34 protein-coding genes are annotated in these 24,299 nt (G+C 70.4%); 13 read left to right on the top strand and 21 right to left on the bottom strand.

From position 1 onward, the window contains the following. Positions 1 to 47 precede the first annotated feature (47 nt). Entirely contained in the window at positions 48 to 809 is a 762-nt protein-coding gene (locus tag AC27IY_RS21955) for a NosD domain-containing protein (RefSeq protein ID WP_487179039.1), read from the bottom strand. Between the two features lie 274 nt (positions 810 to 1,083). Continuing rightward, the gene (locus AC27IY_RS21960) at positions 1,084 to 1,713 is read right to left on the bottom strand and encodes a hypothetical protein (protein ID WP_487179040.1); all 630 of its coding nucleotides are present in this window, start codon (positions 1,711 to 1,713) and stop codon (positions 1,084 to 1,086) included. Positions 1,714 to 1,785: 72 nt separating this feature from the next. On the opposite strand from AC27IY_RS21960, the gene AC27IY_RS21965 reads away from it, so the two are divergent. Further along, entirely contained in the window at positions 1,786 to 2,661 is an 876-nt protein-coding gene (locus AC27IY_RS21965; RefSeq protein ID WP_487179041.1) for an alpha/beta fold hydrolase, read from the top strand. 95 nt (positions 2,662 to 2,756) lie between these two features. Here AC27IY_RS21965 and AC27IY_RS21970 read toward each other — a convergent pair whose 3' ends face one another. Continuing rightward, the gene (locus AC27IY_RS21970) at positions 2,757 to 3,224 is read right to left on the bottom strand and encodes a hypothetical protein (RefSeq protein WP_487179042.1); all 468 of its coding nucleotides are present in this window, start codon (positions 3,222 to 3,224) and stop codon (positions 2,757 to 2,759) included. Between the two features lie 59 nt (positions 3,225 to 3,283). On the opposite strand from AC27IY_RS21970, the gene AC27IY_RS21975 reads away from it, so the two are divergent. From AC27IY_RS21975 to AC27IY_RS21995, 5 genes are all read left to right on the top strand, one after another. Next, positions 3,284 to 3,424: a hypothetical protein gene (locus AC27IY_RS21975; RefSeq protein ID WP_364455190.1), complete on the top strand. Its 141-nt coding sequence runs from the start codon at positions 3,284 to 3,286 to the stop codon at positions 3,422 to 3,424. Positions 3,425 to 3,515: 91 nt separating this feature from the next. Next, on the top strand, positions 3,516 to 4,103 hold the full coding sequence (locus AC27IY_RS21980) for an RNA polymerase sigma factor (protein ID WP_487179043.1): 588 nt from the start codon (positions 3,516 to 3,518) through the stop codon (positions 4,101 to 4,103). Further along, positions 4,096 to 4,812 (top strand): hypothetical protein, encoded by a 717-nt coding sequence (locus tag AC27IY_RS21985; protein ID WP_487179044.1) that lies wholly within the window; start codon positions 4,096 to 4,098, stop codon positions 4,810 to 4,812. The genes AC27IY_RS21980 and AC27IY_RS21985 overlap by 8 nt, the downstream gene beginning before the upstream one ends. A gap of 125 nt (positions 4,813 to 4,937) precedes the next feature. After that, positions 4,938 to 5,411, top strand: coding sequence for a hypothetical protein (locus AC27IY_RS21990; RefSeq protein ID WP_423452395.1), 474 nt, complete (start codon positions 4,938 to 4,940; stop codon positions 5,409 to 5,411). Then, entirely contained in the window at positions 5,411 to 5,728 is a 318-nt protein-coding gene (locus AC27IY_RS21995) for a winged helix-turn-helix domain-containing protein (protein WP_449950920.1), read from the top strand. Before AC27IY_RS21990 ends, AC27IY_RS21995 begins: the two co-directional genes overlap by 1 nt. 2 nt (positions 5,729 to 5,730) lie before the next feature. Here AC27IY_RS21995 and AC27IY_RS22000 read toward each other — a convergent pair whose 3' ends face one another. Together AC27IY_RS22000 and AC27IY_RS22005 are read right to left on the bottom strand one after the other, a co-directional pair. Then, entirely contained in the window at positions 5,731 to 6,348 is a 618-nt protein-coding gene (locus AC27IY_RS22000; RefSeq protein WP_487179045.1) for a hypothetical protein, read from the bottom strand. Between the two features lie 48 nt (positions 6,349 to 6,396). Next, complete coding sequence (locus AC27IY_RS22005) at positions 6,397 to 6,792, bottom strand: RidA family protein (RefSeq protein ID WP_344211644.1); 396 nt, start codon at positions 6,790 to 6,792, stop codon at positions 6,397 to 6,399. A gap of 111 nt (positions 6,793 to 6,903) precedes the next feature. On the opposite strand from AC27IY_RS22005, the gene AC27IY_RS22010 reads away from it, so the two are divergent. Next, positions 6,904 to 7,878 carry a helix-turn-helix transcriptional regulator gene (locus AC27IY_RS22010; RefSeq protein ID WP_423477005.1) on the top strand — a complete coding sequence of 325 codons (975 nt, stop codon included), beginning with the start codon at positions 6,904 to 6,906 and terminating at the stop codon, positions 7,876 to 7,878. Here AC27IY_RS22010 and AC27IY_RS22015 read toward each other — a convergent pair. Both AC27IY_RS22015 and AC27IY_RS22020 read right to left on the bottom strand, forming a co-directional pair. Further along, positions 7,872 to 8,024, bottom strand: a complete 153-nt coding sequence (locus AC27IY_RS22015; protein WP_423477006.1) for a hypothetical protein — start codon at positions 8,022 to 8,024, stop codon at positions 7,872 to 7,874. The genes AC27IY_RS22010 and AC27IY_RS22015 overlap by 7 nt on opposite strands. A gap of 17 nt (positions 8,025 to 8,041) precedes the next feature. Then, positions 8,042 to 8,611: a dihydrofolate reductase family protein gene (locus tag AC27IY_RS22020; RefSeq protein ID WP_423477007.1), complete on the bottom strand. Its 570-nt coding sequence runs from the start codon at positions 8,609 to 8,611 to the stop codon at positions 8,042 to 8,044. A 72-nt stretch (positions 8,612 to 8,683) separates the two neighbouring features. On the opposite strand from AC27IY_RS22020, the gene AC27IY_RS22025 reads away from it, so the two are divergent. After that, positions 8,684 to 9,256: a TetR/AcrR family transcriptional regulator gene (locus AC27IY_RS22025; protein ID WP_364455168.1), complete on the top strand. Its 573-nt coding sequence runs from the start codon at positions 8,684 to 8,686 to the stop codon at positions 9,254 to 9,256. Between the two features lie 4 nt (positions 9,257 to 9,260). Here the strand turns inward: AC27IY_RS22025 and AC27IY_RS22030 are convergent, their stop codons facing one another. The 4 genes from AC27IY_RS22030 to AC27IY_RS22045 all read right to left on the bottom strand — a co-directional run bounded on the left by AC27IY_RS22030 (position 9,261) and on the right by AC27IY_RS22045 (position 11,941). After that, positions 9,261 to 9,671, bottom strand: a complete 411-nt coding sequence (locus tag AC27IY_RS22030; RefSeq protein ID WP_364455165.1) for a VOC family protein — start codon at positions 9,669 to 9,671, stop codon at positions 9,261 to 9,263. A gap of 9 nt (positions 9,672 to 9,680) precedes the next feature. After that, entirely contained in the window at positions 9,681 to 10,067 is a 387-nt protein-coding gene (locus AC27IY_RS22035) for a helix-turn-helix transcriptional regulator (protein ID WP_423477008.1), read from the bottom strand. Between the two features lie 66 nt (positions 10,068 to 10,133). Beyond that, positions 10,134 to 11,042: a glutaminase A gene (glsA, locus tag AC27IY_RS22040; RefSeq protein WP_423452402.1), complete on the bottom strand. Its 909-nt coding sequence runs from the start codon at positions 11,040 to 11,042 to the stop codon at positions 10,134 to 10,136. Then, positions 11,039 to 11,941, bottom strand: coding sequence for a polysaccharide deacetylase family protein (locus AC27IY_RS22045; RefSeq protein ID WP_344211043.1), 903 nt, complete (start codon positions 11,939 to 11,941; stop codon positions 11,039 to 11,041). Before AC27IY_RS22045 ends, glsA begins: the two co-directional genes overlap by 4 nt. 60 nt (positions 11,942 to 12,001) lie before the next feature. Between AC27IY_RS22045 and AC27IY_RS22050 the strand changes: the two genes are divergently transcribed. Beyond that, on the top strand, positions 12,002 to 12,403 hold the full coding sequence (locus AC27IY_RS22050; protein WP_487179046.1) for a hypothetical protein: 402 nt from the start codon (positions 12,002 to 12,004) through the stop codon (positions 12,401 to 12,403). Here the strand turns inward: AC27IY_RS22050 and AC27IY_RS22055 are convergent. Together AC27IY_RS22055 and AC27IY_RS22060 are read right to left on the bottom strand one after the other, a co-directional pair. Continuing rightward, a complete protein-coding gene (locus tag AC27IY_RS22055) occupies positions 12,360 to 13,151 on the bottom strand; it encodes a polyprenol monophosphomannose synthase (RefSeq protein WP_487179047.1) in 792 nt (263 codons plus the stop codon). The genes AC27IY_RS22050 and AC27IY_RS22055 overlap by 44 nt on opposite strands. A 106-nt stretch (positions 13,152 to 13,257) precedes the next feature. Continuing rightward, the gene (locus AC27IY_RS22060; RefSeq protein ID WP_423477011.1) at positions 13,258 to 13,545 is read right to left on the bottom strand and encodes a DUF4287 domain-containing protein; all 288 of its coding nucleotides are present in this window, start codon (positions 13,543 to 13,545) and stop codon (positions 13,258 to 13,260) included. Positions 13,546 to 13,647: 102 nt separating this feature from the next. Between AC27IY_RS22060 and AC27IY_RS22065 the strand changes: the two genes are divergently transcribed. Further along, on the top strand, positions 13,648 to 14,295 hold the full coding sequence (locus AC27IY_RS22065) for a winged helix-turn-helix transcriptional regulator (protein ID WP_487179048.1): 648 nt from the start codon (positions 13,648 to 13,650) through the stop codon (positions 14,293 to 14,295). Between the two features lie 9 nt (positions 14,296 to 14,304). Here the strand turns inward: AC27IY_RS22065 and AC27IY_RS22070 are convergent, their stop codons facing one another. From AC27IY_RS22070 to AC27IY_RS22085, 4 genes are all read right to left on the bottom strand, one after another. Continuing rightward, the gene (locus AC27IY_RS22070) at positions 14,305 to 15,306 is read right to left on the bottom strand and encodes a polysaccharide deacetylase family protein (protein ID WP_487179049.1); all 1,002 of its coding nucleotides are present in this window, start codon (positions 15,304 to 15,306) and stop codon (positions 14,305 to 14,307) included. A gap of 158 nt (positions 15,307 to 15,464) precedes the next feature. After that, complete coding sequence (locus AC27IY_RS22075) at positions 15,465 to 15,824, bottom strand: bleomycin resistance protein (RefSeq protein WP_371249842.1); 360 nt, start codon at positions 15,822 to 15,824, stop codon at positions 15,465 to 15,467. Between the two features lie 17 nt (positions 15,825 to 15,841). Next, positions 15,842 to 16,432 carry a DinB family protein gene (locus AC27IY_RS22080; protein ID WP_487179050.1) on the bottom strand — a complete coding sequence of 197 codons (591 nt, stop codon included), beginning with the start codon at positions 16,430 to 16,432 and terminating at the stop codon, positions 15,842 to 15,844. Positions 16,433 to 16,498: 66 nt separating this feature from the next. Beyond that, a complete protein-coding gene (locus AC27IY_RS22085; protein WP_487179051.1) occupies positions 16,499 to 17,314 on the bottom strand; it encodes a hypothetical protein in 816 nt (271 codons plus the stop codon). A 177-nt stretch (positions 17,315 to 17,491) separates the two neighbouring features. Between AC27IY_RS22085 and pip the strand changes: the two genes are divergently transcribed. Further along, complete coding sequence (gene pip, locus AC27IY_RS22090) at positions 17,492 to 18,454, top strand: prolyl aminopeptidase (protein ID WP_487179052.1); 963 nt, start codon at positions 17,492 to 17,494, stop codon at positions 18,452 to 18,454. A gap of 6 nt (positions 18,455 to 18,460) precedes the next feature. On the opposite strand, the gene AC27IY_RS22095 is transcribed toward pip, so the two are convergent. Then, positions 18,461 to 18,955: an Lrp/AsnC family transcriptional regulator gene (locus AC27IY_RS22095; RefSeq protein WP_371249846.1), complete on the bottom strand. Its 495-nt coding sequence runs from the start codon at positions 18,953 to 18,955 to the stop codon at positions 18,461 to 18,463. A gap of 116 nt (positions 18,956 to 19,071) precedes the next feature. On the opposite strand from AC27IY_RS22095, the gene AC27IY_RS22100 reads away from it, so the two are divergent. After that, entirely contained in the window at positions 19,072 to 19,524 is a 453-nt protein-coding gene (locus AC27IY_RS22100; protein ID WP_364455126.1) for a DUF2000 domain-containing protein, read from the top strand. A gap of 43 nt (positions 19,525 to 19,567) precedes the next feature. Here AC27IY_RS22100 and AC27IY_RS22105 read toward each other — a convergent pair whose 3' ends face one another. Further along, positions 19,568 to 20,353 (bottom strand): alpha/beta fold hydrolase, encoded by a 786-nt coding sequence (locus AC27IY_RS22105; RefSeq protein WP_423477017.1) that lies wholly within the window; start codon positions 20,351 to 20,353, stop codon positions 19,568 to 19,570. A 104-nt stretch (positions 20,354 to 20,457) separates the two neighbouring features. Between AC27IY_RS22105 and AC27IY_RS22110 the strand changes: the two genes are divergently transcribed. Continuing rightward, positions 20,458 to 21,108 (top strand): TetR/AcrR family transcriptional regulator, encoded by a 651-nt coding sequence (locus AC27IY_RS22110; RefSeq protein ID WP_423452411.1) that lies wholly within the window; start codon positions 20,458 to 20,460, stop codon positions 21,106 to 21,108. A 233-nt stretch (positions 21,109 to 21,341) separates the two neighbouring features. Here the strand turns inward: AC27IY_RS22110 and AC27IY_RS22115 are convergent, their stop codons facing one another. After that, positions 21,342 to 22,550 (bottom strand): hypothetical protein, encoded by a 1,209-nt coding sequence (locus AC27IY_RS22115; RefSeq protein ID WP_449950966.1) that lies wholly within the window; start codon positions 22,548 to 22,550, stop codon positions 21,342 to 21,344. Positions 22,551 to 22,663: 113 nt separating this feature from the next. Next, a complete protein-coding gene (locus AC27IY_RS22120; RefSeq protein WP_423452413.1) occupies positions 22,664 to 24,298 on the bottom strand; it encodes a dolichyl-phosphate-mannose--protein mannosyltransferase in 1,635 nt (544 codons plus the stop codon). Position 24,299: the final 1 nt, after the last annotated feature.

Genomic DNA, 24,299 nt, shown 5'->3' on the forward strand with positions numbered 1-24,299 from the left:
CCTGCTGAGGAGCGGGGAATCCGCGTCGATATGTCACTCTCCCCGGTTCAGGAAGCGCACCTGACGTTGACGCATTGGTGTTCCGCGTCGTGGGCGTCGTTGCCGCTGGCGTGGTTGCCGTGACCATCGCTGGCGGCTACTGCGGCTCTGATGCCGTAGTCGCCGTTGTTGCGTGCGCGGTTGTTCTTGATCACGGTGTCCTTATCCGTGGCGTCGACCTCGATGCCGTCTTGCTTGGTGGGGGGGGTGCCGTTGCCGTTGCCGTTGGCGTCGTTGTTGTCGATGCGGGTGCCGGTCGCAGCGGAGTTGACCAGGATGCCGTCTCCGGCGTTGTTCACCACGCTGTTGCGGTAGAGCAGGGTCCCTCTGCTTGACCCCGTGAGGAGGATCCCAGTGCCGTTGGCGATGGCGTGGATGTAGTGGACGACGTTGCGGTTAGCCCCATTTCCGAGAGTGACCCCGCTTGCGAAGCCGGTGACGGCGCCGTTCTTGATCGTCACCCCGGGGAAACCGGTGTTGCGCGATCCCGCCTGGCTGTTGTCGATCCCGCTCGAGGAGCCGGAGATGCCGGAACCGTCGATGGTGTGGCCGTTGAGGTCGATGGTGATGTTGGCCGCGCCGACTTCGAGCCCGTTGCCGGAGCAGTTGTGCAGGTCATTGGCGAGCTTGATGGACTTGGTGATGAGGCCTCCGCAGCGAACAGTGGTCTCGCCCTTGTAGTTGCTGTCCAGCGCCGAGGCGGGCGTCGGCAGGACGCAGGCGAGCGCGATGCCCCCCAGGCCGCAGGCGAGTAGAGTTTTTGAGAACATGGAATTCCCCCGTGAGGACACAGTCTGGTTTCTGTGGCACCGATATCCTCCCGCGAGCGGGAAGCACTCAAACAACGGAGGAAATTCTCCGATTTCGTAACTCGGAGAACATGAAAGATTAAGCGTCATTAATGGGCGTAACGTGCGACATATGCTTTAAATGGAAGCAAATGGTGCATCGTGCATCCCTGCTGGTCCGGCCCCTCGGTAACAGGTGCGGATGCGGGGTCGGGGCAACGAGGGCCATGCATACCTGACGAAAGCCCGCTACTCGCTAGTACGGCCCCACTCCCGGAATCAGTACGACAGCCGGTATCCAGAAGTGGGCGACAGGCATAAGCGCGAGAGATATCGCTATCAGTAAGGATTTGTAGACGGGTCTCACCCGAGCGACGCCGAACCCGAGGCCCGCCGTGAGCAGGAGCGTCGCGAAGACCACGGCCATGGCGGCCGGGACGCAGGCGTGATGCTGGAGCCCGGTGTCGACGATCAGCCTGCCGTCGTTGTCCGTCAGGGCGGGTGAGGCTGCGAACTCGCGCAGGAGCGGAGCGGCCTTCCAGGATGCCGCCGCCAGGTCCGCCAGGCCCAGCCCCGCCCCGGCGAGGATCGCCGTGACGAGGCCGGCCCACCACGTCTTGTCCCTGGCCCAGCGTGCGGCCAGCAGGCCGGCCACCAGCGCGCACACGTGTCCGACGGCACTGCCGGAGGTGTAGGCCAGGGCGGCGGCCGTACGCCACTTCGCCACCACCTGGTCGTCGGGTTGCGCGTCGGGCCACATGCTCTGCCCCACGTCGAGACTGAGCGCTGCGAGCAGGACGGCCGCGCCGCCGGTCACCGCGATCAAGGCTGCGTACCAGGTCCTGGCCCGCCAGTTGGTCGGCGAAGTCCGCGTCACGCCGTACATCGTGCCCGATCATGGGCTGGGTCGTCGGTAAATGTCGGGCATCTGGCAGCCGGTCGCCGTTACCGTGCCTTCATGTTGCATGCGCACGAGCGGTTCGTGGCCTCCGGGCCGTTGCGGATCTGGACGGAGCGGGTCGGGGATCCCGGGCTTCCCGCTGTTCTGCTGGTCACGGGGTCGGCCGCTCAGGGTGTCAGCTGGCCTGATGCGCTGGTCGGGCGGCTTGTCGAGCGTGGGGTTCAGGTGATCCGATTCGATCATCGGGACACCGGCCGGTCCAGCGTCGTCGACTTCGATGCCCATCCCTACACGATCGGGGACATGGCTCGCGACTGCCTGGCGGTGCTGGACGGCCATGGGCTGAGCTCCGCTCATGTGGCTGGAGCCTCCCTGGGCGGGATGATCGCGCAGTGGCTGGGGGTGCACGCGCCGGAGCGGGTCCGGTCGTTGACGGTGATGTCCAGCTCGCTGATGGGGCATGATCCGAGACCTGCGTGGGCACGGGCGCGGGCCGGGGAGCCGGCCGACCCGGATGATCTGCCGCCGCCGGCACCGGCGTATCTCGCGCATCTGGACGCCGGGCTGCCGCCGGGTGTGGAGTCCGACGTGGCCTTGTTCCGGGTCTTCAACGGGCCGGTCCGGCCGTTCGACGAGCGGGCCGCCCGGGAGATGCTGGAGCTGGCGCTGACGCGGGCCACCGATCCGGCGGCCGCGGCCAACCACTTCCGGGCCGTGTGGATGGATGACCCTGACCTGCTCGCTCCGCTGTCGTCGATCACCGCGCCGACCTCGATCGTGCACGGCGACCAGGATCCGGTCTATCCGCTCGGTCACGGCGAGGCGCTGGCTGCCGCGATTCCGGGCGCGGTGCTGCACGTCGTGCCCGGGATGGGGCATGTCATGACCTCGCCCGGCCTGCCTGAGGAGGTCGCCGACCTGATCCGGCTGTGACCCGCCGAGCTGCAGGGCCGCATTCGGCTGGTCGCGCTCGGGCTACTACGGATGGCGCGAGCGGCTCTCGGCCCGTTGGCTGATCGTGCGCCGTCTCATGATGTCAACCGACGTAGTCGGGCGTGCAAGTAGTCGATGCGCCGGTACAGCGCTTCGTAGTCAGGAGGTTGAGCGCGCGCGTTGTGGGCGGCGATCCACAGGGCCTTGAACTCCGTGACGTCGCCCTTCAACGCCTCGACCACGAGCTCCAGGTTGCCCCATCGGGGCAGGCTGATGCAGCGGATCACCCCGTGCGCGGTGGAGTGACTCATCGCTCCCGTCTGCTTGGCCAGGGTCCGGCTGCTGGGCTCGCCCGCGTACAGATAGAGGTCCCGCAGGCGTTCGCGGAGAACGGCCAGGGGATCCTCCGGCAGGGGGGCTTGCGGAGACATGGTGATGTCAAGATTCCAGATTCCCGGAGGACGCAAACCCACGGCTGTCAGCTTCTGTCCGCCGGCGTACGGGTTCATCGGATCGCGTAAGACCTTGGCACAGATCGTCAACGGCTCTTCGGCGCGCCACATCCTGATAACGCGCCCTCGGCATCGGCCGAGGTGATACCGGACTCTCGGAGGAAGGCTCCATGTTGCTGCCCCACCTCGCCGCACTGGTCGTGGCAGGCGCCGCGTTGCTGACACTCCCCGCCATGATCTACATGTTCTCGGCCGACTCGGGGCGCCGGGCCAGAGCGCTGCGTCTGCTGCGTCTGCTGCTGCGGCGGTAGGCCCTGAGACGGGTGCGTGAACACTCGAGGCTCCTGTGACAAGACACAGGTGACATCTCGAAGGGGGTCCAGTGCCGAAGACAGATCATCTATGGTGACCGACACGTCACCACTGGTGGTGGACTCCGAGATCATCGCAGGTTCCCTCGATGATCCGGAGCAGTTCGCCGCCCTGTTCGACCGCTATGCCGCGACGCTCTACAGGTACATCTCCTTCCGGCTCGGGCCGGAGCTCGCCGAGGATCTCGTCGGTGAGACGTTCCTGATCGCGTTCCGCAGGCGCAAGGCGTACGACATCTCCTACCGCGATGCCCGGCCCTGGCTGCTGGGCATCGCGACCAAGCTCATCACCGGTCATCGCAGGACCGAGGTCAGCCGCTACCGCGCGCTGGAGCGGCAGAGCCCGGCCCAGCCCGTCGAGGGGCCGGAAGAGGCGATCACCCGTGAGCTGACCGCTCAGGGGTCGCGGCCGGTTCTGCTGAACGCGCTCGCGCTGCTGTCGCGGGGCGACCGGGACGTGCTGCTGCTGGTCGCCTGGAGTGACATGACGTACGAGGAAGCGGCCCGCGCGCTCGGCATACCGGTCGGCACGGTCAAGTCACGACTCAATCGGGCCCGGCGCAAGGTCCGTCACACCCTGGGTGGGGTCAATCCGTTGGAGGAGCACGGTCATGGATGAACTGAAGACGCTCATCAAGGAGCTGGAGCACGAGCCGCCGCACTCCCTGGCCCGGCAGCGGCTCCGGCTCGCGCAGGAGGCGGCCGCGGCGCCGCGTGGCCGGCGATCTGGAAGGCTGCTCCCGTTCGGCGGGCGGCGGCTCGCGGTCGGCGCTGCTGTGGCGGCGGCCGTCGCGGTGGGCGTGGCCGTGCCTTCCCTGCTCGGCTCCGCCGACCCGGCGTACGCCCTGACGAAGAACCAGGACGGGTCGATCAACCTCAAGGTCTACGATTTCCGGGACCCCGAGCAGGTCGAGCAGGAGCTGGGCGAGTGGGGGGTGCGGGCCGACATCACCTACCTGCCTCTCGGCAAGCGCTGCGGGAACGTCCGGGCGCCGTTCCTCAAGGGCGACGACTTCGGCGCGGGCGAGGAGTTGTCGAGCGGTGATGCCGCCACGCAGGCCAGGTTCCGGGAGAAACTGCGGAAGTCGGCCTCCTACCAGGCGATTCGCCCGAAGGACGGCATCACCATCTATCCCCGCCACATCAAGCCGGGCCAGATCGCGATGATCGAGGTCATGGAGAATCCGGCCACGCCATCGGAGGCGCGTCCCGGGGTGGCCTGGCAGTTCAGCGGGCGGCTGACGACCGGGCCGATCCAGCCGTGCGAGGTCGTGGCGGATCCCTCGGCCGGCGACATCGGCGACGCCACGCCGCCGCCCGGCAGCTGATCCGCTTTCCCACGCGCTCCCCTCGGGCCGGGGGGAGCGCGCCTCGCATGACGACTTTCCTCAGAGGAAAGCACGTGCTACTTTCCTTATGGGAAAGTAGTCATGCCGACCTCGGAGGTGGCCTTTTGAACCCGCACGACGCCCAGTCCTCGCTCGACGACATCCGCCGGCTCCAGGACACGACCAGGAACGAGATCGCCCGCCGCAGCTTCGCGATGCCCCGCGTGATCGTCGTGGCGCTCGGCCTCTTCGTCAGCTTCGCCGCGATCGATCTGGGGGCGCCGTGGCAGTACATCGGCGCCGTGGCAGGGTTCGGCCTGTTCGCGGCGGTGGGCATCGTCTATGAATATCGGGCCGCGGTCCAGAGGCAGCCCACCCTCCAGGAGACGCTGTACCACGTGATGGTGCTGCTCGGCGTCTGCATGGTCTTCGGTGCCGGGCGCACTCTGGCCTTCGCGCTCCTTGACGCGCCCGCGCACGGTCTGATGTCGCAGGCCATGGCCGGCGCCGTCGTGGCGGCCCTCGCGTACGTCGCGGCCACGCCGCTCAACCGCCGCGTCATGAGGTCGCTCGTCCGGCAGGACGGCAGGCGAGCCTGATGGATCCGCAGTTCGACGAGTTCCTGCACGTACCGGCCAGGCTGTCGATCGTGGCGGTGCTGGCGCCGGCCGACTGGGTGGACTTCGGCTTCCTGCGGGACTCGATCGGCACCAGCGACTCGGCCCTGTCCAAGCAGGTCTCCGCCCTGGCCGGCGCTGGGTACGTCGATGTGCGCAAAAATCAGGACAAGCGGGCGCGGCGTACGTACGTGCGGCTCACCCCGCAGGGCCGGGAGGCGTTCGTACGGCACGCGGCGGCCCTGGAGCGGATCGTCGCGCTCGCCCGCGTCAGCGAGGAGCGGCCCCCCGCCCCGTAGCGTCAGCCGCACACCCCGGGCAGGCCGCACACCTTCTTCGCCATCCTCCTGGCCTGACCCGTGATCTCCTTCTTCGCGCCGCTGCCCCTGGCGTTGGCGGTGTAGAGGAACAGGGCGGCGCCCCGGCGTCCGATGACCGCCAGGTCGTCGGACTGCGACAGCCGCCGGCCGCTCGCGGCGTACTCGTGACCCGCCACCGACAGACCCTCGTCACCGACGCGCAACGGTTTGCCCACGTAGCCGAACCGGTCGCGCTTCGCCACGGCCGGCTTCGAGCACCTGGCCAGGTCGGCCCGGAGCTTGCGGAAGGCGTCCTGGGCGGCTCGGGGATTCCGGTACAGCACGAGTTGTTCGCTCGTGCCCGAAGGCGCGCTGGTGGAGTAGGTGATGGTGCGCATCGCCACCCGGCCGTCGCGGGGCTTCCCCTTCGACCGGCAGGGGTTGAACTCGAGCTGCCGGGACAGACTGTCGCTGATCTCCCACCACTCCTCGTCCTCGACCACGGGTCCCTTGACGGCCGCGGGCTCGGTCAGCAGGAAGTTCCTGGGAATCCTGGGGGCGGTGGCGTGGGCGGGGCTCGTTCCTGCCAGGAGCGAGCCGATCGCCAACGCCGCCGTCATCGCCTTGATGATCACAAATGATGAGATGTACGGCCGTGACGAGAAGTTCTACGCCACGGCGGTGCCCTCAAGCTCGACCATCAGGTCGGGGATCGCCAGCCGGGTCACTCCGAGCATCGTGGTGGGCGGGGCCACCCCCGCTGCGCCCAACCGGGACGCCAGCACGCCGTAGTGCTCGAAGAGCCGGTCGACGTCGGTGGTGTAGACGTTGAGCCGGACGAGGTTCGCGAGGGACATGCCGGCCTCGCCGAGCACGGCCTCCAGGTTGTCGAGGCTCAGCGCCAGTTGGGCCCCCATGTCGTCGGCGTGCTGGGGCTTGCCCTCGCCGCTCATCGCGGTCTGCCCGGAGCAGTACAGGGTCCGGGTGTGCCCGGAGACGACCTCGCCCTGGTTGTAGCCCAGCCCGAGGGACCACGGCCACGGGTTGACCGGCGTTCGCTCCATTGCCACATCAGCTCCATTCGGTTCATCGACGCCCGCACCTTTCGGGCGCGTCGATGAGCTTGGCAAACAAAGCACGACATCCTGTGTCGTGTATTTCGGTAATGTTCTTGAATGCGTGCCGATCGGCTGGTCTCGCTGGTGCTGCTGCTGCGCCAGTACGGCCGGCTCTCCGCCACCGCGCTGGCCCGCGAGCTGGAGGTGTCCACCCGTACGGTGCTGCGCGACATCGAGGCGCTGTCCGCGGCCGGTGTCCCGGTCTACGCCGAACGCGGCCGGAACGGCGGGTTCGCGTTGTTGCCCGGCTTCCGTACCGAGCTCACCGGGCTGAACCACGACGAGGCCCTCGCCCTGCTGGTCGCCGGGTCGCGGCGCGGCGCGCAGGCGTTCGGGCTCGGCTCGGCGCTCGCCTCGGCGATGCTCAAGGTGGTGGACGCGCTGCCCGACGGATATCGGGACACCGCGGCCGGCGCGGCCGAGCGGCTGCTCATCGAGCCGGAGATCGACCTCCTCTCGCGCCGGCTGGCCGACGAGGAGGTGCCCGGCGTGGTGGCGGCCGAGGTCCTGCGGGCCGTGTTCGCCGGGCACAAGCTGGACATCCACTACGCGGCCGAGGGCCGGGAGCCGCGGTGGCGCACGGTGGACCCGGTCGGCCTGGTCACCGTACGCGACCGGGGTTACCTGCTGGCCACGCGGTCGGGGGAGGACCGCACCTACCGGCTGTCCCGGATCCTGGCCGCGAGGGAGCTCGACGAGCCCGCGCAGCGGCCGGACCGGGTCGATCTCGACCGGGCCTGGCAGGAGCGCAGCACGCGGTTCCGCAACGGTGGTGACCAGGTGACCGTGCTGGTACGGCTGGACCCGGCGCGGCGGGAGGACCTGGTGCGGACCGCGGTGGCCGTCTTCGCCGAGGAGGTCGACGCGGACGGCCGGCTGCGGATGGAGGTGTCCTTCCAGGATCACCGGCACGCCCGATGGGCGTTGTGGCAGCTGGCCACGTACGCGGAGGCCCTGGCCCCGCAGTGGTTACGTGACTACCTGCACGATCGCGCCGTGACGCTGGCCGGCCGCTACGCCGCGGGTCAGTAGCCGGTGCGGCGCGGGGCGGCCGTCGGGCGCCGGGAGAGGTTCGTCCGGTGGGCGGGCTTGAGGTCGCGCACCGCGGGCCGGGGATCGCGCGTCGTGGGCTCGGCGTCGCGCTTCGGGGTGAGCGAGAGGGGGAGTTTGATGTGCATGTTCCTCCTTGTGGGGGTCAGGCCCTGGTGAGCCAGGTGATCTGGGCGCCGTTGTCGAAGGACTCGCGCCTGGTGGGGGTGAACAGGGTGGGGCGGAACGCTCCGGAGAACGCGGGGATGCCGTCGCCCGCCACCACGGGGTAGCTCTTGAGGATGATCTCGTCGATCTCCGGGAGCAGGGAGGCGGCGAGCTTGCCGCCGCCGCAGAGGTAGACGTCCTTGCCGGTGTCCTCGGACTTCAGCCGCCGGACGAGCTCGACGGGGTCGCCCTTCTCCAGTCGCACGGCGGGGTCGTCGATGGTCAGCGTGCTGGAGACGACGTACTGGCGCAGGTGGGCGTACGGGCTGGTGGTGACGCCCAGGGCCGGCTCGTAGGTGCCGCGGCCCATCACCACGGTGTCGAAGACCCGGTTGGGCGCGTCGTCGAGGCCGACGAGCTTGCGGACATGGGTGGGGACGGTCTCGGGGTAACGGTCGTTGATCCAGGCCGCCAGCTGCTCCGACACCGGGTAGAAGTCGACCTCGTGGCCGGGGCCCGCGATGTAGCCGTCGAGCGAGACGGCGATGTAGTAGACGAGCTTGCGCATATCGAGCAACTCCCGATGTAGTACTCTGGTTGGAGTGGTCAAAACGTAGTACTACAGACGGAGTGGTGTCAAGTGCGCAGGAATCCCGAGCGGCGGCAGGCGTTGATCGACGCGGCCATCGAGGTGCTGGCCAGGGAGGGAGCGCGGGGGCTGACCTTCCGCGCCGTCGACGCGGAGGCGGCCGTGCCCCCGGGCACGGCCTCCAACTACTTCGCCAATCGCGACGACCTGTTCACCCAGGCCGGCGGGCGGATCTACGAGCGGCTGCTGCCCGACGAGGCGACGATCGCCCGCGGCCGGGAGGGCGTGCAGGACGAGACCCGCTACGCCGAGCTCATGCACGAGCTGGTGGACCGCATCTCGGCCTTCAAGACCGGCTACCTGGCCCTGCTGGAGCTCCGGCTGGAGTCCACCCGGCGTCCTGAGCTGCGGGCGGTGCTCACCAAGCGCATTCGCGAGGACATCGACGCCAACATCGCCTATCACGCCGCCTCGGGCCTGCCGGGCGACTCGACCGCGGTGGTGCTCCTCTACCTGGCGCTGAACTGGCTCATCGTGGAGCGGCTGACGCTGCCGGACATCTTCACCGACCAGGAGGTACGCGAGCTGGTGGACATGGCCGTGCGAAGGGCGTTGAACGCCTGATGCGTCAGCGCAGCTGCTGGATGCGGACCAGGTTGCCCGAGGGGTCGCGGAAGGCGCAGTCGCGGGCCCCGTACGGCTGCTCGGTCGGCTCCTGGACCACCTCGGCGCCGCCGTCCCGCACCTTCGCGAAGGTGCCGTCGAGGTCGGCGGTGGCGAGCAGGATCCAGCCGTAGGTGCCCTTGGCCATCATCTCGGCGATGGTCCGGCGCTCGTCGTCGGTGATGCCGGGGTCGGCGCCGGGCGGCGCCAGCAGGATGGAGATGCCGGGCTGGCCGGCGGGGCCGACCGTGATCCAGCGCATCCTGCCCTGCCCGACGTCGCTGCGCACCTCGAAGCCGAGGGTGTCGCGCCAGAAGGTCAGGGAGGCGTCCGGGTCGTCGTGCGGGAGCACGGTCGTGTGAATGCTGAGGTCCATACGGCTACGCTAGCCCGTCCCCGCGGGCGCGGGCCGGGGCCGGTAGCGGTGCGGCGGCACGCCGAGGCGTTCGGTGAAGCGGGCGGCGAAGGCGGCGGGGGACGGGCAGCCGACCGCGCGGCACGCCTCGGCCACGCCGATGTCGCCCCGGCTCAGCAGCGCCGCCGCGTGGTCGACCCTGCGGGCCATCAGATAGTCGTACGGCGAGCGGCCGTAGGCGAGGCGGAAGCGGCGGCTCAGCTGCGCGGGCGGCAGGCCCGCCGCGCGGGCCAGCGCCGCGACGTCCAGGGGGCGCGCGTACTCGCGGTCGATCCGGTCCCGGACCCGGCGCAGCCGCGCGAGCTCGCCGAGGCGATGCGCCTCGTTGAGCGCCCGCGTCCACGAAGGGTGGCACATACGGTCTCCTTCCGATCAGCTCTCAAGGTACGCGCCGGTCGCTGATCACCGCTTCTCGAATCCTGATCAGCAGGGGACGTCGAGCAGGTGGAGGTCGAGCCGCTGGGCCAGGTACGCGCAGGCGGCCATCGCCCGCACGCTGTTGCCGTGCTCGTCGAGCGGCGGGCTGTAGGCGGCGATGCCGAGCCGCCCGGGGAACGCGGCCGCCAGGCAGCCGGACACACCGCTCTTGGCCGGCAGCCCGGCGTGCACCAGCCAGGCCCCCGACGCCTGGTACATGCCGCAGGTCGTCATCACCGCCAGCACCGTACGGGCCACCCGCGCCTCGATCAGCCGCTCACCGGTGCCGGGGAGCCTTCCCCCGCCCGCCAGGGTGGCGGCCATCCTGGCCAGGTCCGCCACCGTCACGCGGATCGCGCACTGCGTGAAGTAGCGGTCCACGGCCTCGGCCGGATCGCCGACCAGGGAGCCGTGGGCGTGCGCCAGGTAGGCGAGGGCCTTGTTGCGGTCGCCGGTGCGGCGCTGGCTGTCGAGCACGGCGGCGTCCACCTCCAGGTGACGCCCGGCGCAGCGGCTCAGGAACTCCAGCACCCCGCCACGGACGAGCGAGGTCGTGACGATGGCGCCGATGTTGGTCATCGCGTTGAACGGGGTGCCCGTCCCGCCCCGCACCACCGTGGAGTCGAACGCGGCTCCGCTGGGCTCGGTCCCCACGTGCTCGTGCACCTTCGCGAAGCCGTGCTCGGCCAGCGCGAGCGCGTACACGAACGGCTTGGCCGCCGACATCAGCGGGAAACCGGCGTCCCGGTCGCCGGCGGCGTCGGTCTCGCCGTCCGTGGCGACCATCGCCACGGCCAGCAGGCCGGAGTCGACGCCGGCCAGCGCGGGGATGTACGAGACGACCCGCCCGCCCCGCACCGTGGCCGCCTCGGCGAGCGCGCCGTCGAGCAGCGGCCGCCAGCGCCCGGAGGTCACCGCACGTCCGCCGGGCGGGCCTCGCCGTCGAAGGGGTAGCGGGCGCGGAAGTCGTCCTCGGCCTCGGCCAGCGACATGAACCGCACGCCGTCGTGGGCGCGGAGGTGGCCGATGAGCCGTTCCAGCATCAGCAGCACCTGGGGCCGGCCGCTGACGTCGGGGTGCAGGGTGATGGGGAAGACCGCGTAGTCGAGCTCGCGGTGGACCCAGTCGAACTGGTCGCGCCACTGCTGTTCGAGGTCGCGCGGGTTGACGAAGCCGTGGCTGTTCGGCGAGGCCTTGATGAACATCATCGGCGGCAGGTCGTCGAGATACCAGCTCGCGGCGAACTCCACCAGGTTCACCTCCTGGCCGTGGACGAGCGGCCGCATCCAGGTCGAGGCGTCCCGCCCGTAGTCGATGCGGGTCCACTGCTCGCCCTTGCGCGCGTAGAAGGGCAGGAAGTCGTGGTACGACTGCGAGTGGTCGTACGTGAAGCCGTAGCGCAGCAGCAGGTCGATCGTCCGCTCCGACATCTCCCACCAGGGCGCGACGTAGCCGCGGGGCCGCACGCCGAGCACCCGGTCGAGCACCTCCAGGCTGCGGGCCAGCACGTCCTCCTCCTGCTGGGCCGACATCGCGACCGGGTTCTCGTGCATGTAGCCGTGCGCCCCCACGTCGTGCCCGGCCTCGACGACCATGCTCATCTGCTCCGGGAACGACTCCGCCGAGTGCCCCGGCAGGAACCAGCTCGTCCGGATGCCCTCCCGCTCGAACAGCCGCAGCAGGCGCGGGGTGCCCACCTCGGCGGCGAACACGCCGCGCTGGATGTCGTTCGGGGACTCCTGGCCGCCGTACGAGCCGATCCAGCCGGCGACGGCGTCCACGTCGACGCCGAAGCAGACGTTGATGGTCTTCATGCCTCAGGACGTACCCGCGGGCCCTCCACAGACGGGTATAGCGCGTGTCACCATACGGAGATGATCGCCAAACGCGTCGCTTTGGCCTGTGTGGTCGGGATCATCCTGCCTCTCGCCCTCGTCGGGTGGGCGGTGGCCATGGCCGCGCTCTTCCCCGACTCCTCCCTGTGCGGGGAGTACACCGGATGCTTCGGCTACCTCATGAAGGCGTGGGAGGTGGGACGCTGGGTCGCGGCCGTGGTGGCCTGGCCGCTGCTCTGGCTGGTGGGCGTGCGGCCCGCCTGGCCCGTGGCGGTCGTGGCCGTGCCTCTGCTGGTGGTGATCTGGCTGGTCGTGGAGGCATTGCCGCTCTGGGCGCTCTGGTACGCCTTTCTGCTCGCCCTGGTCAGCGGGCTGATCGCGTACCCGGTCGCGGTGCTCATCGTCGGCCGGTTCGGCCGAAGCGGAGAGCCAGTGGGGTGAGCATGGACTCCAGCTGCACGGCGAAGCTGATCTTGCTGGAGCCGGCCGCGCGTTCCTCGAAGTGGATGGGCAGCTCGACGATCGCGTGGCCGAGCTGCTTGCACCGGTAGTTCATCTCGACCTGGAAGCTGTATCCGTCGCTGCGGATCGCGTCGAGGCCGATGCCTTCGAGCACGTCGCGGCGCCAGATCTTGAAGCCGCCGGTGGGGTCGCGTACGGACAGGTCGAGTATGGCGTTGACGTAGCGGCCGGCGAAGCGGCTCAGCAGGCGGCGGTGCCGGCCCCATTGGGTGGACAGGGAGCCGCCGACGACGTACCTGCTGCCGATCACCAGGCCCGCCCGGGTCGCCAGGATGGTGCCGAGCAGGTGCGGGATGTACTCGGGGCGGTGGCTGAGGTCGCCGTCCATCTGCACGACGTACTCGTCGCCGTGAGCGAGGGCCTCCTTCATGCCGGCGATGTGGGCCCGGCCGATGCCCTCCTTGACCGTGCGGTGCAGCACCACCATACGGTCGCGGCCGTCCTCGTTCGCGTGCTTGGCGAGGTCGTCGGCCAGCAGGCCGGTGCCGTCGGGGGAGTCGTCGTCGGCGATGACCAGGCGCAGGTTGGGCAGGTCGAGCGCGAGAACGCGCGCCGTCAGGTCCCCGATGTTGCCGGCCTCGTTGTAGGTCGGCACCACGACGGCGACGCGCGCATCCCGCCACGGCGACGGCAGCGCCCACGGGGCGGCTGCGTCCGTTTCGGTCACGTCGTCCAAAATGCTCTCCTCATACCCGTTTCGGCAACTGTCGATTATGGCGATACGGGCGGGGTGAGCAAGATCGACGCGACTGATCAGAGGTGATCGTCCGGTTTCAGGGGCGGTTGTCCTTGCCGTCGAGCCAGAGGGTGTCGCTCTCGTCACGGTGCGAACCCGCGCTGCCGACGTGCTTGGCGTCGATCTTCGGGCCCTTCTTGATGACGTGCACGAGCGCCATCGCGTGGCCGCGGCCGAGGCCGTAGTCCTCCTTCAGCCAGTCGACGATCACGCCGGCCTTGGTGGCCGGCTCGTCGAAGCCGCGCTCCTTCGCCAGGGCGATGAACTGGCGCGGCGTCAGGCCGGTCTTCTCCTCGATGTTGTCGAGGTACGCCTGGAACGACATGTGGGGATCTCCGTTCTGCCGGAACGGCCCGTCCCGGCGAACAGAAGCTTGTTATTTGCAAGCACGGTTTGTCAACTGCATCTTGGAGCTACGATTTGTACCGTGACTTCTCGTGAGTACGGCCAGTTCTGCGGCCTGGCCCGCGCCATGGAGATCGTCGGCGAGCGGTGGACCGTGCTGGTCGTCCGCAACCTGCTGGCCGGGCCCCAGCGCTTCACCGACCTGCGCCAGGGCCTGCCCGCCATCCCGACCAACATCCTGTCGGCCCGGCTCAAGCAGCTGGAGCAGGAGGGGCTGGCCACCCGGCGGGCGCTGGCGCACCCCGAGCGGTCGGTCGTCTACGAGCTGACCGACCACGGCCGCGACCTCGAACCCGCGCTGGTCGCCCTGGGCCGCTGGGGCGCCAGGACGATGGGCGAACCGCGCCCCGGCGAGCTCGTCACGGCCGAGGGGGTCGCCATGTCCTTCCGTACGGCGTTCCGGCCGGAGGTGGCGTCGGGCGTCAGCGTGGGCTACGAGGTCCGCCTGGCCGAGTTCACCCTCCACGCTCAGGTGGACGACGGGCGGCTGACGGTCGGCCGCGGGCCGCACCCGGCGCCCGACCTGGTGATCGAGCGCCTGGCGGGCCAGCCCGTCCGCGACCTGATGAGCGGCGCAAGGACCGTGGACGACGTGCTGCGCGACGGGAGCGTACGGGTGGAGGGCGACCGGGCGTTGTTCGACAGGTTCGCCGAGCTGTTCCGCTTCTGAGCGGCGGCCTCAGCTCGTCCGGCAGGAGACCGAGGGCCAGGTCCAGTTGCCGTTGTGCTGGATCGTGAAGCCGAAGGTGTTGCCGCTGCCGTTCGGGCGCATCGTCATCACGTTCCCGCTGGAGTCCCAGGACGGGGTGCCGTTCCAGGTGTTGATGACCTTCTGGGGCGGCGTCACGGTGACCGTGACGATCCACGAGGCCGAGCCGGAGACGGTGACCGACAGGTTGAAGCGGTCGCTCCACTGCTGGCCCTGCTGGATCGTGGCGGTGCAGGTGCCGCCGCCGGGCGGCGGGGTCGTCGGCCCGCTCGTGGGGTCGCCGCCGCCGTCAGGGGCGACCGCGCGGCCGGTGGTGGGGGAGATCATGCCGGCGCACAGGTTGCGGCTGCGCAGGTTCGCGGCGATCTGCGGGATGGCGGCCACGGTCGTGGCGTACTGGTCGTGCATGAGGATGACCTGGCCGTTCTGCAGCCGGCCGGCGGCCTGGACGATCTGCGCCGTGCTCGCGCCGTTCCAGTCCTGGGAGTCGACGTCCCAGATGACCTCGGTGAGGCCGAGCTGCTGCTCGACGGACCTCAGCGTGGCGTTGGTCTCCCCGTACGGCGGCCGGAACAGGCGGGGCGCGGTGCCCGTCGCCCCCTGGATGGCCTGCTGGGTGCGCTGCAGCTCGGAGAGGATCTGCGCGCTGCCGAGCTGGGTGAGGTGCGGGTGGGTGTAGCTGTGGTTGCCGATCCACATGCCCGCGTCGCGTTGCGCGCGGACCAGGGCCTGGTTGTTCTGGGCGTTCTGGCCGATGTTGAACATCGTGGCGCGCAGCCCGTTCGCGCGCAGCGTGTTGAGCAGGTTCGTGGTGTTGGCGGGGTTGGGGCCGTCGTCGTAGGTCAGGCCGACGTAGCCCGCGCTGCAGTCGGCGGCCAGGGCCCGGCCGGCGACCAGCGCGGTGGTGGCGGCGGCCAGGCAGACGGCGAGGAGCGTGGCGAGGAGGGTGGAGCGGCGTTTCCTGTCGATCATGTCGTGTCCTTGATCGTTGGGGGCGACTCACCTCCGGTCATTGTGGGAACGGGTCGGAAACGTGTCAACGAAAGCTGGAAATGTTTCGGGGAGCCGGTGATGTGCTGTCAGCTATTCCCTGGTAAATGGCTTGAAATGTTTCGGTGGTAGGGAAGCTTTCATGAGGTGAGGCGGGAGCCGACGCGGTGCAGGGTGCCGTCGGGGTCGACGTACGCGAACTCGCGCAGCCCGTAGTCGGTGTCGTGCGGCGGGTGGAAGCGCCCCGGGAGGCCGGTCGCCGTCCACTCGGCGTGCAGGGCGTCGGCGTCCGAGACGTACAGGTAGACGACCCCGCCGGTGCGCGCCGGGTCGTGCTCGTCCCATTCACTCAGGTGCAGCGAGACCTCGCCGCGGTCGGCGTACCCGTAGCGGGCGGGGCCCGCGTAGGCGCGGACGGCGAACCCGAGCCTGCGGTAGCGGTCGAGCGCCGCGTCCAGGTCCCGCACCGGCAGCACGGGCGCGACTCTCTCGAACTTCACCTTGTCGGACATCTCTGTCACCGGCCGCCGGCCTCGCGGGCGGCCTGCTCGACCCGCTTGTGGTGGTCCGCCCACCAGTTCTCGTCCCCGCCCGGCAGGTTGTCGTTGTCGCGGCGCAGACCCGCGGCGCCGTCGATCAGCTCACGGACGATGTCGGCGTGGCCGGCGTGCCGGTTGGTCTCGGCGATGACGTGGACGAGGATGCGGTGCAGCGACACGGCGTCGCGGCCGGACGGCCACCAGGGGACGCGGCCGACGGCGTCGAGGGGCAGCTCCTCGATCGTGGCGTCCGCGTGCGCCCAGGCGCGGCGGTAGAGGGCGACGATCTCCTCCCGGGACTCCTCGGGGGTGGCCCAGAGGTCGGCGTTCGGCTCGGCGCCCTCCTCGAACCCGGGCGGCTGCTCGGCGGGCGGGCGGCCGAAGGTGTCGCCGAAGTAGCCGTACTCGATGCCGGCCAGGTGCTTGACCAGGCCGAGGAGGTTGGTGCCCGTGGGGGTGAGCGGGCGGCGGACGTCGTACTCGGACAGGCCGTCGAGCTTCCACAGGAGGGCCTCGCGCGCGCTCCTGAGGTAGTGGTGAAGGTCTGCTGTGGGGTCCGATGTCGTCATGGCGGCCATTGTGTCAGCGCCTGGTCAGATCTGTTGGTCCTGGGCCGGCGACCCTGCCGGTGGTGTTCAGCCGCCCAGGACGCGGTCGAGGGCGGCGCTGAGCCCGAGTCTGTCCATGAGGGAGGGCTCGTACGTGACCAGCGGCACCTCGGGCACGGTGAAGAAGGACGTGGGGGCGGTGAAGAAGGACGTGGGAGCGGTACCGGGGGCGCAGGTGACCGGTCCGGCGAGCACGGCGTCCAGGAGCTCCCGCAGGCCGATCGCGTCGAGCAGCGCCGCCGGCTGCTCGTCGGCGACCTCGGTCTCCTCGGCGACCTCGGTCTCCTCGGCGACCTCGGCTTCGTCGTCGGAGTCTGTCTCCTCGTCGAGCTCTTCGTCCGTCTCCAGGTCGGCGTCGGTCACCTCGTCGGTCTCCTCGTCGGTCTCCTCGTCGGTCGCTGCCTGGAAGGTCGGCCAGCAGGCCGGCGGATCCGCGACCAGGGTTTCGAGCATCGTCGCGACGTCGGGCGAGCCGAGCATGCCGAGCTCGAACGCCTCCGTGTCGTCGCCGATCACGTCCGCCGCGGCGGCGGCCTTCTGCTCGGTCCTGGCGCCCCGGCACGCGCGCAGGCCGTCGAGCAGGATCGTGCGGATCGACGTCCCCGACGGGGCCTGCCACCGCACGGCGGCATGGACGGGCGCCCAGCTCCGGGCGGACATCGCCAGCAGCCGCTCGCGGAGCTCCCCGACGGTCATGTCGTCCGGCGGCGACGGGACGTCGATCTTGACGGCGTCCTCGCCCCCGCACGTGACGTGGACGGGCAGCTTCTCCGCCGAGGCCGGCTCGGCGGCCATGAGGAGGCCCGAGGCGGTGGCGAGTGCCAGGATGGCGTGCTTGTACATGATGCTCCCTGCGAGTGCTTATCCGATCATCCGCAGTGATCATTACCCTAAGTGACGTTTGAATTACTTCATGGTTGGATCTAACGCTCTTTACCGCGCGGGCGAAAACGGTTGGAGAGGTGCGGTCAAGGGCTGATATACAGCGCTGTCACATTTTCGGAGCGGAAGGAGCCGCACTTGTATCCCCCGATCGAGCCGTACGACCACGGCATGCTGGACGTCGGCGACGGCAACCTCGTCTACTGGGAGGTCTGCGGCAACCCCGAGGGCAAGCCCGCCGTCGTGGTGCACGGCGGCCCCGGCTCCGGCTGTTCCGTCGGCTCGCGGCGCACGTTCGACCCGGAGCGTTACCGGATCATCCTGTTCGACCAGCGCAACTGCGGTCGCAGCCGCCCGCACGCCGCCGACCCGGCGACCGACCTGAGCGCCAACACCACCCACCACCTGATCGCCGACATGGAACGGCTGCGCGAGCACCTGGGCGTGGACAAGTGGCTGCTGTACGGCGGCTCGTGGGGCTCGACGCTGATGCTGGCCTACGCCGAGGCGTACCCGGAGCGGGTGTCCGAGATGATCATCGTCTCGGTGACCACTACCCGCCGCTACGAGATCGACTGGCTCTACCGGGGAGCCGGCCGCTTCTTCCCCGAGGCGCTGGAGCGCTTCCGGCAGGGCGTGCCGGAGAGCGAGCGCGGCGGCGACACCTTCGACCTGCTGGCGGCGTACGCGCGGCTGACCTCCGACCCCGATCCCGAGGTGCGCATGAAGGCCACCCTCGACTGGTGCGCCTGGGAGGACGCGGTCATCTCCGCCGAGCCCCACGGCAAGCGCAACGCCTACAGCGACCGCCCCGACGACGCCAGGCTGGCGCTCGTCCGCATCTGCTCGCACTACTTCTCGAACGCCGCCTGGCTGGAGGAGGGCGTGCTGCTGCGCGAGGCGCACCGGCTGGCCGGCATCCCGGCCGTGCTCATCCACGGCCGGCTCGACCTCAGCGGCCCGGCCGACACCGCGTGGGAGCTGGCCCGGGCGTGGCCCGACGCCCGGCTGGTCGTGGTGGAGGACTCCGGTCACACCGGCAGCGAGACGCTGCGCAAGGAGCTGTTCGCCGCCCAGGACGCCTTCGCCTCGCGCCGCTAGAGCTTCTCATCGTTTGCGCCCGGTGCGCGGGCGCGATGGCGCCTGCGGCGGCAGCACCTCCACCGACGTCTTGCGGATGTGGTCGTAGACCAGCGAGGTGCGTACGTCGGCGATGTTGCGGTGGCGGGCCACGTGGTCGAGCACGAAGTCGCGCAGGTGGCCGGCGTCGCGCACGCCCACCTGGATGATGAAGTCGTCCCCGCCCGAGACGACGAAGACGGCCAGCGTCTCGGGCAGGGCGGCGACGTAGTCGCGGAAGCCCTCGACGGCCTCGCGGATCTTGGGGTGCAGCCGTACGTTGATCAGCGCCTGCACGGGCCGGCCGACGGCGTCCAGGTTGACCTCGGCGTGGAAGCCCTCGATGACCCCGGCGGCGCGCAGCGAGCGCACCCGCTCCAGGCAGGTCGAGGGCGCGATGCCGATGCGCTCGGCCAGCTCGCGGTTGGTCTGGCGGCCGTCGCGCTGCAGCTCGGCGAGTATCGCCGTATCAAGTTCGTCCACCCGCCCATCGTGGCACGGATCGCCGAATCTTCTTCGGAAAACAGCTCGCTCGCTTGGTGAAACGACGGCCTGAGTGTGAGTCTGCTGTCGGAACTTCGGAGAAAGGGGATCGGGGAATGAGCGTGACGGCCGGCCTGGAGCGACGCGGCGACCTGCCCACCAGGGAGCTGCCGGTCAAGTGGGTGATCGTCCTGGACCGCGACCTGCCGCGCGGGCTGCAGGCGAACGCCGCCGCCTGCCTGGCCGCCTCCGTGGGCGTCGCGGTGCCGGACATCGTGGGGGAGGGCGGGGTGGACGCGGCCGGGGCCGCGCACGCGGGACTGCCCTGGACGGGCTGCACCGTGCTGGCCGCGCCCGCCGCGATCGTCCGGCGCATCAGGGACGACGCGGCGGCCGAGCCGGACCTCGTCATGGCGGACATGGCGGACCTCGCCCAGCGGGCCTCCGTCTACAACGACTACCTGGCCGCGCTCGCGCGCGCCGAGGAGCCGTCGTACTACGCGGTCAGCCTGTTCGGGCCGCGCCAGGTCGTGGAACGGCTCACCGGGCGGCTGCCGCTGCTGCGCTGAGTCAGACCGGCTGGGTCAGGCCGGCTGAGTCAGCCCGGCTGAGTCAGACCGGCTGGGCGGCCAGGAACTCCAGCACCATCGGGCTCGCGATCTCGCGGAACTCCTCGAAGTAGGCGTGCCTGGCCCCCTCGATCAGCCGCAGCCCGGCCCCCGGGATGCGCCCGGCCAGCAGCGGCGCGTTGGCCGCCGGGTTGAACACGTCGTCGGTGCCGTGCACGACGAGCGTGGGCGCGGCGATCGCGGGCAGCGCGTCCCAGGCGTCGTGCCCGGCGCTCGCGGCCAGATGGCGGCGGCGGGCGTGCGCGGGCATGCCGGGATCGCCGGTCGTGTGATGGGGGCCGGGATGCGCCGCCAGCCAGGCCGGGGTGTACATGAGCTCCAGCAGTGCCCGCTCCGCCGCCGCGCGGTCCGGCTGGGCGAGCGACCTGCGGACCTCGTTGCTCCGCTCGACGCCGTGCGCTCCGCCGGGCGAGCTGCAGCCGAGCACCAGCGCGCCCACCCGCCCGGGATGGTCGGCCGCGAGCCACTGGGCCACCCGGCCGCCCATGGACGTGCCGTACACGTGGGCCCGCCCGATCCCCAGCGCGTCCAGCACGGCCACGACGTCGGCGGCGAAACCCCGGGTCGTGTACGGCTCGTCCGGCTTGTCGCTGTCGCCGGTGCCGCGCCAGTCGAGGGTGACGGTGAGGTGGCCGGTCGCGAAGTCGTCGCGGACCGGATCCCACCAGCGGTGGTCGTTCGCCTGGCCCTGGAGCAGCACGAGCGCCGGCCCGTCGCCCCTGACCTGGTAGGACAGCTTCACTCCGCCGTCGGTCGTCGCATATGGCACGCCTCCGATGGTGCCGCATCCCGGCCTGTGCTCGCATCCCTGGATCGGAGTGAGTCCTCACTCCTTCTTGACGGAGTGAGCACTCACTCCGTATTGTCGAAGACATGACGAACGAATCAGGCCGGCGTCGAGCGCCGGCGATGACCCCCGAGCAGCGCCGCGAGATGATCGTCCGCGCCGCACTGCCCCTCGTCGTGGAGCACGGCACCTCCGTCACCACCGCGCAGGTCGCCCGCGCGGCCGGCATCGGCGAGGGCACCGTCTTCCGCGCCTTCGGCGACAAGGACGCCCTGCTCGACGCCTGCATGGCCGAGGCGCTGCGTCCCGACGACACCCTCGCCCACATCGCGTCCGTCTCGATGGAGCTGCCGCTCGCCGAGCGGCTGATCGAGGCGGCCGAGGCCATGCGCGGCTACCTGTCCAGGATGGGCGCGGTCGCCGGGGCGCTCGCCGCCTCCGGCGGGCTGCGGCGCGGCGACCCGACCGCCCCCGCAGCGCGGGAGGGCGAGAGCCGGGAGGAGCACCTGCGCAGGGGCGCCGACGCCCGGCAGGCCTCGATCGCCGCGCACCAGGAGGTGCTGGCGGGCCTGTTCGAGCCGGAGCGCGACACGCTCAAGCTGCCACCGGACCGGCTCGCGCTCGCGTTCCAGATGCTGGTCCTGTCGGCCGGCCGCCACAACCCCGACGCGCTCACCACCGCCGAGCTGGTGGACCTGTTCCTGCACGGCGCGCTCACCACCGGCCGGCCCGGCTGAGTCCTGGCGAAAAATGTGGGCGCGGGTGGGGAATGGACCGGGGGCGGGTGTGGTTACATAGACCGTGGCCGGTGTGTCCAGTGTCCCCGGGCCTCACCTATCGCCTTCACGGAATACCGTTCGGCTGGAGCCGTGTTGTGCCTTTCGCCGAGAGGCGACCTGCACACCGGTACACAATCGCGTCGAGCGCCCGCCCTCTCCGGAGGGCGGGCGCTCGACGCGTTTTGACGGGGTCAGCCGGCGCGGCCCGAGCTGACGTACTTGCGCGGGCGCAGGGCGTGGGCCCGCAGCGCGGCCAGGGCGGCGAGCTGGCCGGGACGGTCCATGCGCACCACCAGCTCGTCGCTGTAGGCGAGGCCGAGCGCGGTGAGCTGGGCGACCAGGTCGCTCACCGGGCCCGCGACGTTCTCGATGCCCGCGGCCGGATGCCATCCCTCGCCGCCGACCACCTCGGCCACCCGCTCGTGCAGCTTGGCGGGCGACATCAGGGTGCCGTCGGCCAGCAGCATGAGCGCCGCCTCCCTGGCCGACACCTCGAACTCGTGCTCGCCCTTGGCCAGCAGCAGCCGGGTCACGGCCGTCCACATGGCCTCGGGCGAGGCCAGCAGCCGCCGGCCGTGGTCGGTGATGACCATGCGCGCGCCGTCGCGCCGGATCGCGCCCAGCTCGCGCTCGGCCAGCTCGCGCAGGCGCAGCGCGGCCGGCGACGGGGCGAGCCGCAGCGGCAGGGTGCCCTCCCTCGCGGCCAGCGAGAGCAGCTTGTGCAGCGCGGGCAGCGGCTGCGGCGACACGGGCGCGTGCAGGCGCACCTCGAACGGCTGGGCCAGCTCCCGCCGGGCCGGGCCGCGGCCGAGCACCCAGCGGTTGAGCCGCTCGCCGTGCACCCGGTTGAGCCAGCTGTCGCCGCCCAGGTCGGCCCGCGCCTCGGTGAGCCAGCGGCGGGTGAGCGCGACCCTGTCCATCTGCTCGCCGGCCACGATGGCCAGCTCAAGTGCGGCCGAGCAGGCGAGGTGGGCGCCCAGCTCCTCCGGCCCCATGATCATGCTCCACTGCAGCTCGGGCACGTCGGGCGGAAGCACGCCCGTGGCCTCAAGGGCCTTCTGGTAGGCGCTGGTGCCGGCGTCCTCGCCCTCCCGCGCGTACGTCCGCAGGATCTGGGCCGTCGTCGGCGACACGCACAGCGCCGCGTATCGTTCCAGGCCGCCCAGCTGGAGCAGCCGGCCGAGTGAGCGGGCCAGCCGCTCGTGGTCGCCGTCCGCGCGCAGCGGCCCCACCTTGAGCGGCAACGTGTACCAGAGGAACTCGCAGACGTCGAGCTGGGTCACGCTCTCCAGCGGCTCGCCGCCGGTCAGCCATTCGACGGCGGTCCTGGCCTCTTCTGCGATCTCCGGCTCAGAGCGCTCCAACTCGGCGAGCAGGGCGGTGACATCCGGTGCACTCATGCCTCGAAGTTTGCCGTATCGACCCCTGGCCTGACGATGGCCGAATCCGGTGCGTATTGGGTCTTGCACAGTGACTACCCTAAAAAAGCGCTATTGACCGGACTGTGAGCGGATCAGATCCATCGCTTCTCGAACAACATACGGGCCTTCCACTCGGTGTACGGGAGCAGCTCAGCGGACAGAATCGGGTGCAACCACCAGAAGTTGATCAACGCTAGCAGGGCGAAGGCCCCCACGACGGCGGCCCCCACGGTCCGGCGCACCGGCGTCGCGCCGGTGGCGGTCGGCCGGGCGGGGCCGATGAGCAGCCCGGCGCAGAGCGTGATGGCCAGCACCATGAACGGCACCATGGGGATGGCGTAGAACAGGAACATCGTCCGGTTGTCGGCGATGGCGAAGTAGAACCACGGCAGCCAGCCCATCGCGTAGGCCAGCAGCACCGCCCCGGCCCGCCAGTCGCGGCTGGAGACGTAGTACGCGATGAGCGCCACCAGCGCCGCCAGCGCGCCGAACCAGATCACCGGCGTGCCGACGCCGAGCACCGCCTCCGAGCAGTCCTTGACGCCGCAGGTGTCCTGCCGTCCCTCGTAGTAGAAGGCGACCGGGCGCAGCAGCAGCGGCCACGACCACGGCTCCGACATGTAGGGGTGCGTGCTCTCCAGTCCGCTGTGGAAGGTGAACACCTGCCACTGGTACTTGATCCACGACCGCATCGAGTCGAACAGGAAGAACAGCGGATTGCCGGCAGAAGTGGCCTGCGCCCAGTTGCGCCCGTAGCCGTTGGCCGAGGCGAACCAGCCGGTCCAGGTCAGCATGTAGGCCACGAACGGCACCACCGCGAAGGACAGGAACCCCTGCGGCACGTCCTTGTTGAGCGCCCCCACGTACGGGTGCCGCAGCCCCACCGCCCGCCGCGCCCCGAAGTCCCAGAGCAGCGACAGCACCGCGAACGCGGCCAGGAAGAAGATCCCCGACCACTTGACCGACATCGCGAAGGCCAGGCACACCCCGGCCGCGAGCCGCCACGGCCGCGCGCCGAGCCGCGGCCCGTACGGGGACAGCGGCCCGCTCTCGTACCAGGCGACCAGCCGCTCCCGGGCCTGGTCGCGGTCGGCCACCAGGCAGGCGAACGCGGCGAGCACCCAGAACATGAGGAAGATGTCGAGCAGCGCCGTGCGCGACAGCACGTAGTGCAGGCCGTCCAGCGCCAGCAGCAGCCCCGCGAAGCAGCCGAGCAGCGTCGAGCGGGTCATCCGGCGCGCCACCCGGGCCAGCACCAGGATCGACAGCGTGCCGACGACCGCCGCGGCGAACCGCCAGCCGAACGGCGTGAGCCCGAACAGCCACTCGCCGAAGCCGATCATCCACTTGCCGAGCGGCGGGTGCACGACGTAGGAGGCGCACTTGTCGAGCGCGTCGGGGGCGCAGCTCTCCCAGATGTCGGTGTTGCCGGCCAGGATCGCCTTGTCGGCGTCCTTGACCGCGACCCGCTCGACCCCCCAGGTGATGAGCGAGAAGGCGTCCTTCATGTAGTAGGTCTCGTCGAACACCACGGACTTGGGATGCGCGAGGTCCCAGAAACGCAGGATGCCGCCGAAGAGAGTGACCAGCAGCGGGCCGATCCATCCCCACATGACGCTGCCGCGCATGGGAGGGATCATCCGATCGCGCACGGACCGCGTCGGGGGAAGGCTCTCGCCGGCCTCCCGCTCGTCGAAGGCCTGATACGGGGAATCGGTCACCGCCATT

This window comes from Nonomuraea sp. B208 (genome assembly GCF_057536035.1).